Source organism: Actinoplanes sp. G11-F43 (genome assembly GCF_050589265.1).
Taxonomy (GTDB): Bacteria; Actinomycetota; Actinomycetes; order Mycobacteriales; family Micromonosporaceae; genus Actinoplanes.
This window is the reverse complement of sequence record NZ_JBNZCE010000007.1, coordinates 72014-86028: the sequence shown is the minus strand read 5'-3', so window position 1 is coordinate 86028 and position 14015 is coordinate 72014. Positions and strand designations below refer to the sequence as shown.

Annotated in this window: 15 protein-coding genes; 7 read left to right on the top strand and 8 right to left on the bottom strand. The window is 68.2% G+C overall.

Features of this window, described 5'->3' with window-relative positions:
• Genes ACQ0O7_RS08740 through ACQ0O7_RS08725 form a run of 4 tightly spaced genes read left to right on the top strand, consistent with a single transcriptional unit; the run spans position 1 to position 4216 of the window.
• Complete coding sequence (locus ACQ0O7_RS08740) at positions 1-1968, top strand: MFS transporter (protein ID WP_430781303.1); 1968 nt, start codon at positions 1-3, stop codon at positions 1966-1968.
• 3 nt (positions 1969-1971) lie between these two features.
• Positions 1972-2514 (top strand): hypothetical protein, encoded by a 543-nt coding sequence (locus ACQ0O7_RS08735; RefSeq protein ID WP_430781302.1) that lies wholly within the window; start codon positions 1972-1974, stop codon positions 2512-2514.
• The gene (locus tag ACQ0O7_RS08730) at positions 2511-3629 is read left to right on the top strand and encodes a M23 family metallopeptidase (protein ID WP_430781301.1); all 1119 of its coding nucleotides are present in this window, start codon (positions 2511-2513) and stop codon (positions 3627-3629) included. The genes ACQ0O7_RS08735 and ACQ0O7_RS08730 overlap by 4 nt, the downstream gene beginning before the upstream one ends.
• On the top strand, positions 3629-4216 hold the full coding sequence (locus ACQ0O7_RS08725) for a hypothetical protein (protein ID WP_430781300.1): 588 nt from the start codon (positions 3629-3631) through the stop codon (positions 4214-4216). The genes ACQ0O7_RS08730 and ACQ0O7_RS08725 overlap by 1 nt, the downstream gene beginning before the upstream one ends.
• Positions 4217-4218: 2 nt before the next feature.
• Here ACQ0O7_RS08725 and ACQ0O7_RS08720 read toward each other — a convergent pair whose 3' ends face one another.
• Genes ACQ0O7_RS08720 through ACQ0O7_RS08700 form a run of 5 tightly spaced genes read right to left on the bottom strand, consistent with a single transcriptional unit; the run spans position 4219 to position 6634 of the window.
• Positions 4219-4752: a hypothetical protein gene (locus tag ACQ0O7_RS08720; protein ID WP_430781299.1), complete on the bottom strand. Its 534-nt coding sequence runs from the start codon at positions 4750-4752 to the stop codon at positions 4219-4221.
• A gap of 24 nt (positions 4753-4776) precedes the next feature.
• Complete coding sequence (locus tag ACQ0O7_RS08715; RefSeq protein WP_430781297.1) at positions 4777-5058, bottom strand: hypothetical protein; 282 nt, start codon at positions 5056-5058, stop codon at positions 4777-4779.
• 18 nt (positions 5059-5076) lie between these two features.
• Positions 5077-6072: a hypothetical protein gene (locus tag ACQ0O7_RS08710; RefSeq protein WP_430781296.1), complete on the bottom strand. Its 996-nt coding sequence runs from the start codon at positions 6070-6072 to the stop codon at positions 5077-5079.
• Positions 6069-6350, bottom strand: a complete 282-nt coding sequence (locus tag ACQ0O7_RS08705) for a hypothetical protein (RefSeq protein WP_430781295.1) — start codon at positions 6348-6350, stop codon at positions 6069-6071. The genes ACQ0O7_RS08710 and ACQ0O7_RS08705 overlap by 4 nt, the downstream gene beginning before the upstream one ends.
• Positions 6347-6634: a hypothetical protein gene (locus ACQ0O7_RS08700; RefSeq protein WP_430781294.1), complete on the bottom strand. Its 288-nt coding sequence runs from the start codon at positions 6632-6634 to the stop codon at positions 6347-6349. The genes ACQ0O7_RS08705 and ACQ0O7_RS08700 overlap by 4 nt, the downstream gene beginning before the upstream one ends.
• A gap of 213 nt (positions 6635-6847) precedes the next feature.
• On the opposite strand from ACQ0O7_RS08700, the gene ACQ0O7_RS08695 reads away from it, so the two are divergent.
• From ACQ0O7_RS08695 to ACQ0O7_RS08685, 3 genes are read left to right on the top strand one after another with little or no spacing between them, the layout of a single operon-like run.
• Entirely contained in the window at positions 6848-9460 is a 2613-nt protein-coding gene (locus ACQ0O7_RS08695; protein WP_430781293.1) for an FtsK/SpoIIIE domain-containing protein, read from the top strand.
• Positions 9457-10140, top strand: a complete 684-nt coding sequence (locus ACQ0O7_RS08690) for a hypothetical protein (RefSeq protein ID WP_430781292.1) — start codon at positions 9457-9459, stop codon at positions 10138-10140. The genes ACQ0O7_RS08695 and ACQ0O7_RS08690 overlap by 4 nt, the downstream gene beginning before the upstream one ends.
• An 11-nt stretch (positions 10141-10151) precedes the next feature.
• Positions 10152-10412 (top strand): hypothetical protein, encoded by a 261-nt coding sequence (locus tag ACQ0O7_RS08685; RefSeq protein ID WP_430781291.1) that lies wholly within the window; start codon positions 10152-10154, stop codon positions 10410-10412.
• Between the two features lie 49 nt (positions 10413-10461).
• Here ACQ0O7_RS08685 and folE read toward each other — a convergent pair whose 3' ends face one another.
• From folE to hpt, 3 genes are all read right to left on the bottom strand, one after another.
• Complete coding sequence (gene folE, locus ACQ0O7_RS08680) at positions 10462-11100, bottom strand: GTP cyclohydrolase I FolE (protein WP_430781290.1); 639 nt, start codon at positions 11098-11100, stop codon at positions 10462-10464.
• Positions 11101-11105: 5 nt separating this feature from the next.
• Positions 11106-13115 carry an ATP-dependent zinc metalloprotease FtsH gene (gene ftsH / locus ACQ0O7_RS08675; protein ID WP_430781289.1) on the bottom strand — a complete coding sequence of 670 codons (2010 nt, stop codon included), beginning with the start codon at positions 13113-13115 and terminating at the stop codon, positions 11106-11108.
• 283 nt (positions 13116-13398) lie between these two features.
• A complete protein-coding gene (gene hpt, locus ACQ0O7_RS08670; protein WP_430781288.1) occupies positions 13399-13974 on the bottom strand; it encodes a hypoxanthine phosphoribosyltransferase in 576 nt (191 codons plus the stop codon).
• Positions 13975-14015 lie beyond the last annotated feature (41 nt).

Below are 14015 nucleotides of genomic sequence, written 5' to 3'. Positions count from 1 at the left end.
ATGGTGCGGCGGGGGTTGGCGTTTCTCACAACGTTGTTCGTCCTGGTCGTCGCATCGATAGCCTGGGCCGTCGCAACACCGACCCCAGCCTCCGCGGCCCCACCCCCCGGCCAACTCTGCTCCGTCGAGGAGTGGCAGAAGGACATGCTCGGATGCGTCAAAGCCCTGCCTGATGTAGCCGACTCCGTCGCGAACTGCCTGAAGGCACCGTCTCCGAACGCACCGGACTCCGGATTCGCCGGCTGGTTCGCCGAGCGCCCGCCGACATCAGCACGAAACGGGCCGCAGGGCTTTTACAGCACATACGGATACGCAGGGTACAGCTACACCACATACGATTTGGACAGTGGTTGTGCGTCCACCCTGGTGGATCCCGACTTCAAGGTCGAGACCACCATTGCCAACGGCGAGTTCATGATTGCTTCCGCAATCATCGGAGCCTCGAATGCTCTCCGCGAAAGGGCTTGGGATCCGCAGTCGATGTGGAGCTGGGCCGACCCCCTCGTGGAGCAGACCACGAAGGCAATTTACGAGAAGGTCTTCACCGTCTTCGGAACCATCACTCTCGCCGTTATCGGAATCTATTTGATCTGGCGTTCCCGGCAAGCTGAGATGGGCGCCGCCACCACCACGGTCGGATGGGCCCTTCTGGTGATGGTCGCTGTTACCGCAATCGTCGCATGGCCGGTGAAGTCGGCGAGTATCGCTGATCAGACACTGGTGACCGGACTCAGCGCGGTTCATGACACAGTAGGACCACGTCCGCGAAACGATGTGCCGACCGAATGCAGACTCGGCGATCCGGAAGCTTGTAAAGACCAACGTTCGCCAGCTGTTCGAGCCAGTGACACGGGTACCGAAACCATCCTATACCGTAACTGGATCCGCGGCATTCTCGGCTCGGCGGACAGCGTAACCGCTCAGAAGTACGGTTTGGCGCTCTACAATGCCCGCGCCCTGTCCTGGAGCGAGGCGGAAAAGTTCCGCGCCAACCCGAATACTCGCGACGCCGAGATTCAGCGAAAGAACAACCAGTGGCACAAGGTCGCCGCACAGATCAAAATCGAGGACCCGGAGGCATATCAGTACCTCCAGGGTGTCAACGGAATAGACCGCATCGGGGCCGGCTTCATCGCCATGCTGGCCGCATTCATGTACGCGCTGTTCGATATCACTGCCTCGATCCTGGTACTTCTCGGCTTCCTGATCTTCCGCTGGGCCGTCATCGCTGCGCCGCTCCTAGGAACCGTCGGCTTGCTGCGGCCGGCGAGTGGCGGCATTCGACGCCTCGGTAACGCCGTAGTCGCCGCAGTCTTCAATATCGCCATCTTCGGTACCGGCGCCGCGATCTACCTGTTCGCCGTGGATCTGATCATGAACACGTCAGGCCTGCCAGGTTGGCTCCAGGTGGTCCTAGTCGGACTATGTGGCGTTGCAGGCTGGCTGCTTCTGCGGCCTTATCGCCGGATCACCCAACTCGGCGGCAAAGACGGGGCCAGGGACATCGCTACCGGCGGCTCGTGGCAGCGCCGGTTCTTCCGGGACGCTCGCGAAGCTGCCAAGATCGACGCGGCTGAGGGTAGCGATGGAAGAGACGGCCGCAACGGCCGAGACGCCATCGGCAAGGGCCCCTTCGAGCAGCGCAACCTCCGGCCGGAGGCACGTCTGGAGGACCCCGCGCACGCTCCGGGATCGCGGGGCGAACGCACCGATGTTGTGACCACGGGCGCACCGACCAGACCCGACGGCCGGGAGACGACCGTCCGGGCCGAGGACGAGCCGGCCGCTGCTGCACCGTCGAAGAAGACTCCGGCACGGCGTGGTCTGCGACGGTCATCAACCACTGCGGACTGGACCGAGCCCGACGTCTCGGAGCGGCCCTCCTCGTATGCGATCTACCGCCCGGAGACCCGGGCGACCACCGAGGAGCCGGCGGCCAGTCCACGGGTGCGTTCCGAGGCGAGGTGACGGATGCCCCGACTGATCGAACGCGGCCTCAACGGGATCTTCCGGTCCCGTTGGGGTGTCGCCATCGTTCTCGCCGCCATCATCCTGGCGGTCGTAGGCGTCGGACGGCTCTTCTCCGATGGTCAGCAGTCCTCCTCGTTCGGAAACCACAGCCCGGCACCGGCGATCAGCATCGACCCCCTGGACGACGACAGCGTGGTCTCCCCCGAGCCACCGCCCACGCCGAGGACCAGCCCGGGCCGGGCACAGCCGGAGGCGGTGGCCTACGCGTTCGCGTCGGCCTGGGTAGCGCATCAGGACGTCACCGCGAACAAGTGGCTCAACCGCCTACAACCGAACTCCACCAAGAATCTCGCTGATCAACTGCGCGACGTGGATCCGGCCGGGGTCCCCGCCGACCGGGTGATCGGGAGGCCCAGCCTGATCGCGGTCACCGAGACCATGGTCAACGCAACCGTCACGATGGACACCGGCAAGCTCGGTCTCCGGCTCGTATCGCCGGACGGCGCCTGGCTGGTCGACGGCATCGACTGGGAGCCGGCGTGACGTTACGACGCCCTCGCAAAGTCGTCCTGCTGGTCGCTCTCGTCGTCACGCTCACGGTGCTGTGCTGTGGCGGATCCGTCACAGCGTTGCTGCTCAGCGGCCTCAACAGCAGCGATGACAACCAGCTCCTCAACGCCTCTTACGGTTGCGGGAAGGGCGGCATCGTGGACCCGGACTCCAAACTGCCGCGGATCCGCCCCTATGGTGCGGAGCAGATCCGCAACGCGGCGATCATCATCGACGTCGGCGCGGAGTTGAAACTCCCACCTCGTGCCTGGGTGATCGCGGTGGCCACCGCGATGCAGGAGTCACGGCTGAGCAACCTGGGGCACCTCGGTTCGCGCAACGACCATGACTCACTGGGACTGTTCCAGCAGCGACCGAGCACCGGCTGGGGCACCCCGCGGCAGGTACGGGACCCGGTGTACGCGGCCAAGAAGTTCTACCAGAAGCTCAAGACGATCGACGGCTGGGAGAAGATGCCGCTGACCCGGGCCGCACAGTCGGTGCAGATCAGCGCCTATCCGGACGCCTATGCCAAGCACGAGCCGCTGGCCACCGAGATCGTGAACAGCCTGGCGGACGGTGCCGCTCAGGCGGTCGGCGACTCGGTGAACCTGGAGTGCGCGGCTGCCGGGCAGGTCGCGGCGTCCGGCTGGACGATCCCGTTGAAGGCACCGGTCGGATCCGGGTTCCGGACCCCGCACCGGCCCACCCACCAGGGTGTGGATCTGAGTGTGGAGAAGTACCGGCCGATCCTCGCGGTGGCCAGCGGGGTGGTCTCGCTGGTCAAGTGCGACGAGGACTTCCGCGGACGCAAGACCTGCAATGTGGACGGCTACCCCGGTAAGGGCGGCTGTGGGTGGATGGTGGAGATCATCCATGCGGGCGATGTGATGACGCGTTACTGTCACCTGGTGCAACGGCCCTTCGTGCGAGAGAACCAGCAGGTCACCGCAGGTGAAGTCCTCGGCCGAGTCGGCAGCAGCGGCAACTCCTCCGGCCCGCACCTGCACTTCGAGGTGCACATGAACAACGACCGGTCCAGCGCCGGCGCGGTCGACCCGGTGCGGTTCATGCAACAGCAGGGTGCACCGTTGGGCAACGAGGGATGATGCCGGACCCGTTCAGCGGCGGCCGGGAGAGCGCACTGGAGTCACCCCGCCCGATTGTGCCGACGCCCGCGATGATGGCCGGTGATCTGCGTGGCCGTCGGGTTCTGGTCGGCCTGCCCGGCTATGGCTGGCGTGGCGATCTCCGGGCCGATGAGAAAGTGGTGCAGGGCAGCCGGACGTACGTCCCGGTGATGCCGGAGGCCGAGTGGTACCGAGCCGAGGCCGAACGGACAGAGGTGTTCGCCGCGCTCGTTCCGGTGGAGCGCGTCTGGGTCGAGGAGCTTGGTTTCGCCGGTACCAGCAATCCCGGCGCCAAAGTGAATCGACTGGTATCGCTCGACGAACCGCCCCGGCGGCCACCGGTGTCGGCGGTGGACGCCGATTCGCTGACCGGACGCCGGGTCACCCAGATCCTGGACGACGGCGAGGAACAGCGCGATCTGCGCGCCGTCACCGAGTCCCATGTCAGCGAAGACGGCACCGTGACCGTGCGGGTCGCGCAGGAACTCGACTGGTACCGGTGGGGCTGGTCCGGCAAACTGCCCCGCACCCTCGAGGTATCAGCACACCTCGTCTGGGTCGAGTAGTCCTAAATCCTTGTAGCACCGCAGACGCGCCATCCGTCCTGATCCGCGATTCGGATCGTCCAGCTATCGGTGAGCTGTTCGCTGCCGATAATCGCGCGGGTCAGATCAACCTGGACTGTGCCCTGGTCACCTGCGGTGGCGACTACTAATCCTTCCCAAGAGACCCGAATATCGATCGAGTACTTGGCTTCACGCTCGACGATGTCGGTCCGGTACGCCGCGATCTCGATCAGGTCCGCGCCACTCTCGCAGGAGTACAGAGCGGCCTTCGAATCGTCCCGCTCGACCAAATAGGCGGCAAGAAAATTGTCAACCACAGCGTCCGGCTCGACGCGCTCGATCTTGGTGGCCTCGTCGTAGAGGGCCACGAACAAGCCCACGCCTCCCAGGCAGAACAAGGCCATCATGCCCCCGGCCAAGGCCAGGACAAGGCGGACACGGCGGTTTTGCAGGCGTCCGCGCCGCTTCTGCGGAGGCGCTCCGACCGGCGTCACGGGATCGCCCTCGTTCCCGGCAGCGGGCTCACTGGGTCGCATGTGTACGACAGTAATCCCATCCGCTCACCGGCCCAGCTCGAGGAACTCGGTGTCGAATCCCCAATGCCGCAGCACCTCGGTGACCGCCTCACGCACCACCACGAGATCCTCCGCGGCGACTGGCTGCCCGTCGTCCCAGAGTGGTGTCCGCGGCAGGTAGACACCGAGGCTTCCGAGCCCTTGATCGACGGGGAGGGGCATGCTGCGCCCACGATATTCAGTGCGCAGGGTTTCCCGGTCGACGCTCCGCACCACCACTCCGGTGTCGGTCCGCGCCGACTGGCTGCCCAGCTCGTGAACGCCCATCCCGCTCTCCATCCGATATCACGCCTCGGGGTCGATCACATCTATCTTCGTCACTGATGGGTTGCGCTCCAAGGCCGGCTTCTCCACCGTGTTCCAGATCCCGTCGGTACGCGGATTGTGCGACCACGCCGTCACCGCTCCCTGTGCGCCCTCGGCGTACCGTTCGGAGAGCCGCGCCCAGATGTCCACCGCCTGGCCGCGGCGGATCGGTGAGCCGTCCTCGAAGAGGAGCAGGTCGTCGAAGCGGGAGCCGCCGGGTGTCTGTTCCAGGGTCACCCGGGTGAGGCCGTCGGTGTGTTTCTCGGCGTAGACACGCATGGGCGTGCCGGTGGCGTCCTTACCGGAGTAGAAGTTGGCTCCGTTGGTGGGGCTTCGGACGTCGGCTTTTTCGACTTCTCGCATCAGGCGGTGGAATTCGGAGTTCTGGCCGAAGTGGCGGGCCAGCTGGCCGGCCTGCTGGGCGGCCGCCCTGGTGCCGGCGGTGCGGAGCAACCCGGCGGCCTGGGTGAACATCTGGGCGATCTCGCCCTCGACCGACTGCAGGGCGCGGTGCAGGATCTGGCGGCAGGCGATCCGGCTGGCGGCGATGAAGATCGGGATTTCGCCGAGGGTGGCGCCGGCGGTGGCGACCGAGGTGGCGACGGCCTGGCCGACCTGGAAGGCCAACAGCGTGAGCTGGGCGATGTAGGCGGTTTTGACGGTGACGGTGACCGCGGCCATCGCGATGAGGCCGGCGCCGATGAGTTCGACGGCGGTGGCCGCGTCGTCGAGGTGGCGGCCGGGGCCGTCGGCGCCGGTCCACCACTGTTCGAAGGCCTCGACGGTGGCGCCTTCGTTTTCCAGCCAGACGCGGCGGGCGGCGGCGTCGGCTTCGGCCAGGTGCCGGCGGAGGCGGGTGCCGTGTTCGATCCAGGCCTGGCCGTCGGCGTACAGCTGGTCCTCGTCGGCTTCCGGCCAGGTGAAGCCGATCCATTCGAGGGGTTCGGTGAGGGCGCCGGGCAGTTCGATGGTCATGACGGGTCCAGGGTGTCGTTGGCGACGACGGCGCGGGCGGTCTCGGTGAGCGTGATCGCCGCTTCGCCCATCTCCTGGACGTACGTTCCGAGTGTCTGGAGCGCGTGCCCGAGTACCGCCTGGTAGGCGACGCCGAACAGGCTGTCGCCGGGGAGGGCGGGCCGGTGCACCGTGGTTTCGAGGAGGGCCAGGTCGTCGGCCATCCGCTGGGCCACCGCGGCCAGGGTGCGGCCGGAGCCGGCCAGCGAGTCGGGGTCGATGCTGAGTCGTACGCTCATCGCCGCCTCCGGGATATGGCGTGCAGCGCCTCGGAGATCTCCGCGAACCGCCGGTCGGCCACGCTGGTGGCGTCGGCGATGGTCTCGTCGAGCCCGGGCAGGCCGGCCTGCGCTTGGGTGATCGCGTCGAACAGGGCGGTGCGGAGTTCGTCGACGGTGAGTTGGGTGACGTCGGGGTGGAGGACGACGTCCCAGAGCTGTCCGGCGCTGTCGAGTTCGATCCGGACGAGCCCGTCGGCGCCTTCGCCGGCCGAGGCGATGTCCGTCTCCTGGGTGACGCCCATCCCGGTCTCCTCTCGCACGGTTCCTGTGCGATCGAATACCGCTGTTACACGCTCCGAGTTCAATCGGGCACGATCCGTTTCGCCGACGGCCGGAATCGGATCGGGGGTGGGTCGAGATTGGACTGATGCGACCGGGTCCGGCACGAAAGTCGCACCGGGGACGCAACGCGGCTACCGGACGGGTCTGGGATAAGTTTTAGGCGCGGACAGGAGGTGACGGCAGTGGCTGATTCGACTCTGCGGGTCCGGCAGGCCGCTGCTCTGCACCGGCAGGCGGTGGCCGCGGCGGATGCCGCCGCGGTCGCGCTGGAGGCGTTCGCCCCGGCCGGCGCCGACCCGCGTGAGCAGCATCGTCTCGCCGAGCGGTTGAGGGCGGCGGCGGAGCGGCTGGTTCCGGGCTGGCTGGGTGCGACGCTTGACGCGTTGTCCCCGGTCGCGCCGCTGGGCGGGGCGGAGATTCCGCGGTTCGTCCGGGTGGGGCTGGCGCAGCCGACCGATGACGTGCGGTTCCCGGCGGTGGTGCCGTTACTGGGCACCGGTCATCTGACGGTCGACGCGGCGGCCACCGACCCGCGGGTGTTCGGGTTGCTGCGTTCGCTGCTGTTGCGGCTGCTGGCGGCGTCGCCGCCGGGTTCGCTGCTGGTCCGCGCGGTGGACGGGCTCGGTGGGGGCGCGGTGTTCGCCCCGTTCGAGGAGTTGTCGGACGCGGGTCTGATGGCTCCGCCGGCCACCGACCGGCAGGGTCTGCGGGACGTGTTGTCGGAGGCGGAGAAGTGGTTGCGCCCGGCGCGCACGGGTTCCCCGGCGAAGGTGACGCGGCGGGCGCAGCGGGATCGCAGCCTGCTGGTGGTGATCGCGAGCCTGCCGGAGATGACCGAGGGCGAGGAGTTGCGGCGGATCGCGGCGCTGGCCCAGCAGGGCCCGGATTCCGGGCTGCATCTGATCGTGGCGGGCTGGCCGCCACCGCCGCTGACCGCGGAGACCACGCAGGCGCCGCTGCCCCGGACCACGGCCCTGTCGGTCCGCAATCCGTATGCGATCGTCGGTGATCCGCCGGGCGCCACGTTCGGGTCGAGTCCGGCGACGTCGTGGCTGAACGCGCCGGTGTTCCTGGACGAGGATCCGCCGCCGCGCCTGATCGACGCGGTCTGCCGTGATCTGGCCGCCGATTCGGTGGAGGCGTCCCGGGTGACGCTTGCCGATCTGCTGCCGGAGCCGGCTGAGGAGTTGTGGTCGCAGGACGCGGCGGCCGGGGTGGAGACGGTGGTCGGGCATCACGGTGACGTGCCGCTGGTGCTGCGGTTCAACGATCTGACCCCGCACTGGATGGTGGGTGGCCGGTCCGGTGGCGGCAAGACCGCGTTCCTGATCAACGTGCTCTACTCGCTCGGCGCCCGGTACAGCCCCGACGAGCTTGCGCTCTACCTGCTGGATTTCAAGGAGGGCGTGTCGTTCGCCGAGTTCGTCCCGACGCAGCGGGACCGGACGTGGCTGCCGCACGCGCGGGCGGTCGGCGTGGAGTCCGATCGGGAGTACGGCCTGGCCGTCCTGCGCGAGCTGGACGCCGAGATGGGGCGGCGCTCGCTGGCGTACAAAAGGGCCGGGGTGTCGCGTTTCGCGGATCTGCGGGCGATCGCCGCGGAGGAGGGCCGGGGCCGGCCGCTGCCTCGCGTGCTGTGTGTGATCGACGAGTTTCAGGTGCTGCTGGCCGGGAACGACCCGATGGCGGCCGAGGCGGTGGCGCTGCTGGAGTCACTGGCGCGCAAGGGCCGGTCGTACGGCATCCATCTGGTTCTGGCCAGTCAGACGGTGCTCGGGGTCGAGGCGTTGTACGCCAAACGCGATTCGATCTTCGGCCAGTTCCCGGTGCGGATCGCGCTGCCGGGTGGCGGTGACGTGCTGGAGCCGACGAACGATTCGGCGGCCGGCCTGCCGATGGGCAGTGCGGTGGTGAACACGGCGGGTGGCCTGGGTGGCCCGCGCGGCGCGACCCGGGGGCACGAGCGGGTGGTGCGTTTCCCCGACCCGCACGCCGATCAGCGGCTGTTGAGCGATCTGCGGCACCGGTTGTGGGGTGCCCGCGATCCGGAGTCGCAACCCCCGAAGATCTTCGCCGGGTACGCCGAGCAGCACCTGGCCGACGACCCGACCTACCGTGCGGCGCTGGCCGGCCGGGTGGCCCGCCCGGCGGCGATGCTGGGCCGGGTGATCGACGTGGCACTGTCGACGGCGGCGTTCCCGCTGGATTCGTCGCCGGGCCGGCATCTGGCGATCCTGGGGTCGCAGACCGCCGGCGCGGCGGTGCTGGACGCGGCGGCCCGCAGCCTGGCGGCCTGTCATCCGCCGCGGACGGCCCGGTTCGTGATCGTGTCGCTGGTGGCCGAGGGTGACGCCCCGGCGGCCGCGCTGGCCGCTGAGATCGGGCACCGGCAGGACGTGGAGGTCCTCGGGGCCGCTGAGCTGGCCGCTGCGCTCGATCCGGACCGCTCCGGCTATCGGGTGGTGTTCGGCATGGACGCGGCGCCTCCGGGCAGCCTGAGCGGGCTACGGCAGCTGCTGCGCGAGGGCCCGAGCCGTAACGCGCATCTGTTGTCGTGGTGGCGGGGGATGCGCCGGTTCGGTGAGGAGACCGGCGGCAGCATGGGCCGGGAGGATGTGGCCGGCCTGATGTTCCTGAACGTGCCGCAGTCCGATGTGTCACTGATGCTGGGCCGGCCGGTGGACTGGCAGCCGCGGGCGAACCGGGCGCTGCTGCACGACCGGCACGCCGACCGTACGGTGACCGTGGTTCCCTTCGTGGACCCGGCGGAGGGTGACGAGCCGTGACCGATCAGGCGGAACAGCACGGGTTGATCCCGGTGCAGCCGGGGCGTGCGGAGCCGAGCCCGTGGGAGGACTATCTGGCCGCGGCCCGGGAGCTGGACGCGATCCGCCGGGCGGCGAGCATGGAGGCGGGTGAGCACGCGGCGACGGTGGCGGCCGCCCGTCAGGAGCTGATCTCGGTCCGGGCCCGGCTGTCTCCGCAGAAGGCGCGGCTGGCCCGCGACTTCCGGGTGCCGGAGGTCGATCTGTCGCCGCAGCCGTCGGAGCAGGCGGCCGCGATGGAGCGGGTGGCCGGTGGGCCGCCGGCGGTGCTGGCGACGTTGCGGGAGGCCAGGGCCACCGCGGACGCCGCGGACGCCGCGTTCGTCGGGCCGGGCCCGATCGGGGACGGCCGGCCGTGGACGCGCAACCTGGTGGTGTACGGGCCGTTCGCCGCCGTGGTGCTGCTGGTGCAGGTGTTGTTGTTCCTGGTGGCGCCGCCCGGCTCACCCTCGACGTACATGTTGCTGTGCGGGTTGAGCATGCCGCTGCTGGCGTTCGGGCTGGGCTGGGCGACGATCGGTTTCGTCTATGGCGGCGACGGGGCGAAGGTGGACCGTACCCCGGTGCTGGGTGTTGTCGCGTGTCTGACCCCGGTCCTGTTGACCTGCGCGGGGACCGGCCTGCAGGCGCTTTTCAACTGACGGGGGTTCTGGTGGCGAACGTCGAAGAGGTCAAACTGAGTGTGGCCGCGTCGGTGGATGTGGCCCAGCGCGCGGTGGCCGGCACCCAGGCGGTGTCGGCGGAGCTGGACGAGGCGCTGACCCGGCTGCGGCTGGCCGCGGTGGGGTCGTTCCATCCGGCGGCGGCGGCCGCGATCGCACATCTGGAGCAGGCGCGGACCCGGTTGGACGAGGCGGTTCAGCTCACCCACGCGGCGGTGGACTCGGCCAACCAGTTCCGCAGCATGATCTGACGCTGTGCATCAGGGCGGCCCGCGACGCGTACCGTCCTCATGCAGACGATCAGCGGGCGTTTATCAACGCCATGACCTCGGCGCGGACCTTGCCGTCGGTCTGGAAGCCGCCGCGAACCGCGGAGGTGACGGTGCGTGCCCCGGCCTTGCGGATGCCCCGCATCTCCATGCACAGGTGCTCGCACTCCAGGACGACGATGACGCCGCGCGCGCCGAGCTGTTTCATCAGCAGGTCGGCGATCTGTGAGGTGAGGCGTTCCTGCACCTGGGGCCGGCGGGCGAAGACCTCGACCAGGCGGGCCAGCTTGGACAGGCCGGTGATGCGCCCGTCGGTGCCGGGGATGTAGCCGATGTGCGCTACGCCTTTGAACGGCAGCAGGTGGTGCTCGCACATGCTGTGCAGTTCGATGTCGCGGACCAGGACGAGTTCCTCGTGGTCGGCCTCGAACGTGGTGGTGAGCACGCTGGCCGGGTCGACGCGCAGGCCGGCGAAGAGTTCGGCGTAGGCGCGGGCCACCCGGGCCGGGGTCCGCTGGAGACCGTCACGGTCCGGGTCCTCACCGACGGCGATGAGGATCTCCCGGACCGCTTTCTCGATCCGCCCGAGGTCGACGGCCTGCTCGACCGGGGTTCCGGTGAGCTTGCCGTCGACCAGACGGGCGGCGAGGTAATCCAGTTCGTCGGGCAAGTTGATCAGTTGCTGCTCTCGGAGCCGTTCGGGTGGTTGCCGACCGCGATCTGCCCGTCCGCCTCGGCCTGCGCCTTGAGCTTGTCGCGCTCGGAGGGGGTGAGCACCGGGGGCGCCTCGGAGGGCAGGCGCTTGCCGAAGCCGTTGAACGGCGACATCGGCGGGCGCTTCGCCACCCGGGCACAGATCCGGTTCATGTCCTCCTGCGTGATGGTCTCCTTCTCCATCAGCTCGAGGACCATGTTGTCGAGGACGTCGCGGTACTCGACCAGGATCTCCCAGGCCTCGTCGTGGGCCAGTTCGATCAGTGCCCGGACCTCGCCGTCGATGTCGGCGGCGACCGCGTCCGAGTACGCCTTCTCGTGCCCCATGCTGCGGCCCATGAACGGCTCGTCGCCGGTGGTGCCGTACTTCACGGCGCCCAGCTTGGAGCTCATGCCGTACTGGGTGACCATCGCCTTGGCCAGGTTGGTGGCCTTCTCGATGTCGTTGCCGGCGCCGGTGGTGGGCTCGTGGAAGACGAGTTCCTCGGCGGCCCGGCCACCCAGCGCGTACGCCAGGGTGTCGATCATCTCGGCGCGGGTCTGGGTGTACTTGTCCTCGGTCGGCAGGACCAGCGTGTGACCGAGCGAGCGGCCACGCGGCAGGATCGTCACCTTGTGCACCGGGGCGGAGTGCGGCAGAGCGTAGGCGACCAGCGCGTGTCCACCCTCGTGGTACGCGGTGATCTTCTTTTCCTTGTCGCTCATCGCCCGGGTGCGGCGCTCGGGGCCGGCGATGACCCGGTCGATCGCCTCCTCGAGGTACTCGTTGGAGATCGCCCGCTTCTCGTGCCGGGCGGTCAGCAGCGCGGCCTCGTTGATCACGTTGGCCAGGTCGGCGCCGGAGAAGCCGGGGGTGCGGCGGGCCACCGAGTCGAGGTCGACGTCGGGCGTGAACGGCTTGCCCTTGGCGTGCACCCGCAGGATCGCCTTGCGGCCCTCCATGTCCGGGTTGTCGACCGGGATCTGCCTGTCGAACCGGCCGGGACGCAGCAGGGCCGGGTCCAGGATGTCGGGCCGGTTGGTGGCCGCGATCAGGATCACGCCGCCCTTGGTGTCGAAGCCGTCCATCTCGACGAGCAGCTGGTTGAGCGTCTGCTCGCGCTCGTCGTGACCGCCGCCCATGCCGGCGCCGCGGTGCCGGCCGACGGCGTCGATCTCGTCGACGAAGACGATCGCCGGGGCGTTCGACTTGGCCTGCTCGAACAGGTCGCGGACCCGGCTGGCGCCGACACCGACGAACATCTCGACGAAGTCCGAGCCGGAGATCGAGTAGAACGGCACTCCGGCCTCGCCGGCGACGGCGCGGGCGAGCAGCGTCTTACCGGTACCCGGGGAGCCGAAGAGCAGCACGCCCTTCGGGATCTTCGCGCCGAGTGCCTGGTACTTCGTCGGGTTCTGCAGGAAGTCCTTGATCTCCTGGAGCTCCTCGACCGCCTCGTCCGAGCCCGCCACGTCGGCGAACGTCGTCTTCGGCGTGTCCTTGGTGATCATCTTCGCCTTGGACTTGCCGAAGTTGAGCACCCGCGAGCCGCCGCCCTGCATCTGCGACATGAACAGCAGCAGCAGGACCACGAGGATCGCGATCGGCAGCAGGTTGATCAGAATGCTCAGCAGGATGTTGTCGCCGGAGACCGTGGCGTTGACGTTGCCGGAGATCCGGTTCTGCGCCTTCGCCTGGAGGACCTGGTTCCAGATCTCGTCGGTCAGCTCATACGGATACTGAGTCTCGATCTTGTCGGTCTGCTTGCCCGCGAACTCCTCGGACTTCTCAAGATCGATCTCGAGCGTCTGCTCTTTGTCCTTCTGGACGACCTTCTTGATGCCCGGCTGGTTCAGACGGTCGAGAGCGACCGAAGTGTCCACCCGCTGGTAGCTCGGACCACTGGTGAAAACAGAGCTCAACGCCACTACGCCGATGATCACCAGAATGATCCAGACCACCGGGCGGCGGAAGAAACGCGTACGTTCCATACTGTTGTCGGGCGCCAAGCGCCCGGACCCTCCTGATCGGCGTCCTGGTCACCTCAACGACAGCCGCTCACCGGCGGCTGCCAAGGACCGGCGGCTGCCGGTCCCTAGCTCCTCCAGCGCTCGTGACACCACGCCATCGGTCACTCGACGGTACACCGTAGGTGCCGTTTGCGAACCCGTGAGCCCGCAGGGCGAACTACGTGTACGGCTCGTGAAATCAGGGCGGTATACGTGCAAAAACGCCCATAATGAACCATTACTGAGAACACGCTGAGAAAGCGGTTCAGCTACGGGCGTACACCTCGGGCTTGAGAACGCCGACGTAGGGCAGCTCCCGATACCGCTCGGCGAAGTCCAGGCCGTAGCCGACCACGAACTCGTTCGGGATGTCGAAGCCCACGTAACGCACCGGGACCTGCACCTTGACCGCGTCCGGCTTGCGGAACAGGGCCACCACCTCGACGCTGGCCGGCTGCCGCGACTCCAGGTACTTCATCAGCCAGGAGAGGGTCAGACCGGAATCCACGATGTCCTCGACCACGAGCACGTGCCGGCCGGCGATGTCGCGGTCCAGGTCCTTGAGGATGCGCACCACACCCGAGGAGGTGGTGCCCTGCCCGTACGACGAGACGGCCATGAACTCCATCTCGGTCGACGGACCGTGCTTGGCCAGCGAGCGGGCGAAATCGGCCATGAACATGACCGCACCCTTCAGCACACAGACCAGCAGGATGCCACCGTCGGCGTCGGTGTGGTCCACCGAGACCTGCTTAGCGAGCTCGTCGATCTTGTCCCGGATCTGTTGCTCCGAGATGATCACGTGGTCGATGTCGGCGTCGTACCAAGTGCCATCAGCCATGGCCCTAGCCTGCCGCATGGAGGTTACCGATCGGCGAACGG

Coding starts and splice junctions, on each gene's coding strand:
- ACQ0O7_RS08700 (WP_430781294.1), bottom strand. CDS start 6,634: ATGGGCGTCACCCAGGAGACGGACATCGCCTCGGCCGGCGAAGGCGCC.
- ACQ0O7_RS08735 (WP_430781302.1), top strand. CDS start 1,972: ATGCCCCGACTGATCGAACGCGGCCTCAACGGGATCTTCCGGTCCCGT.
- ftsH (WP_430781289.1), bottom strand. CDS start 13,115: ATGGAACGTACGCGTTTCTTCCGCCGCCCGGTGGTCTGGATCATTCTG.
- ACQ0O7_RS08740 (WP_430781303.1), top strand. CDS start 1: ATGGTGCGGCGGGGGTTGGCGTTTCTCACAACGTTGTTCGTCCTGGTC.
- ACQ0O7_RS08715 (WP_430781297.1), bottom strand. CDS start 5,058: ATGGGCGTTCACGAGCTGGGCAGCCAGTCGGCGCGGACCGACACCGGA.
- hpt (WP_430781288.1), bottom strand. CDS start 13,974: ATGGCTGATGGCACTTGGTACGACGCCGACATCGACCACGTGATCATC.
- ACQ0O7_RS08710 (WP_430781296.1), bottom strand. CDS start 6,072: ATGACCATCGAACTGCCCGGCGCCCTCACCGAACCCCTCGAATGGATC.
- ACQ0O7_RS08725 (WP_430781300.1), top strand. CDS start 3,629: ATGCCGGACCCGTTCAGCGGCGGCCGGGAGAGCGCACTGGAGTCACCC.
- ACQ0O7_RS08720 (WP_430781299.1), bottom strand. CDS start 4,752: ATGCGACCCAGTGAGCCCGCTGCCGGGAACGAGGGCGATCCCGTGACG.
- ACQ0O7_RS08705 (WP_430781295.1), bottom strand. CDS start 6,350: ATGAGCGTACGACTCAGCATCGACCCCGACTCGCTGGCCGGCTCCGGC.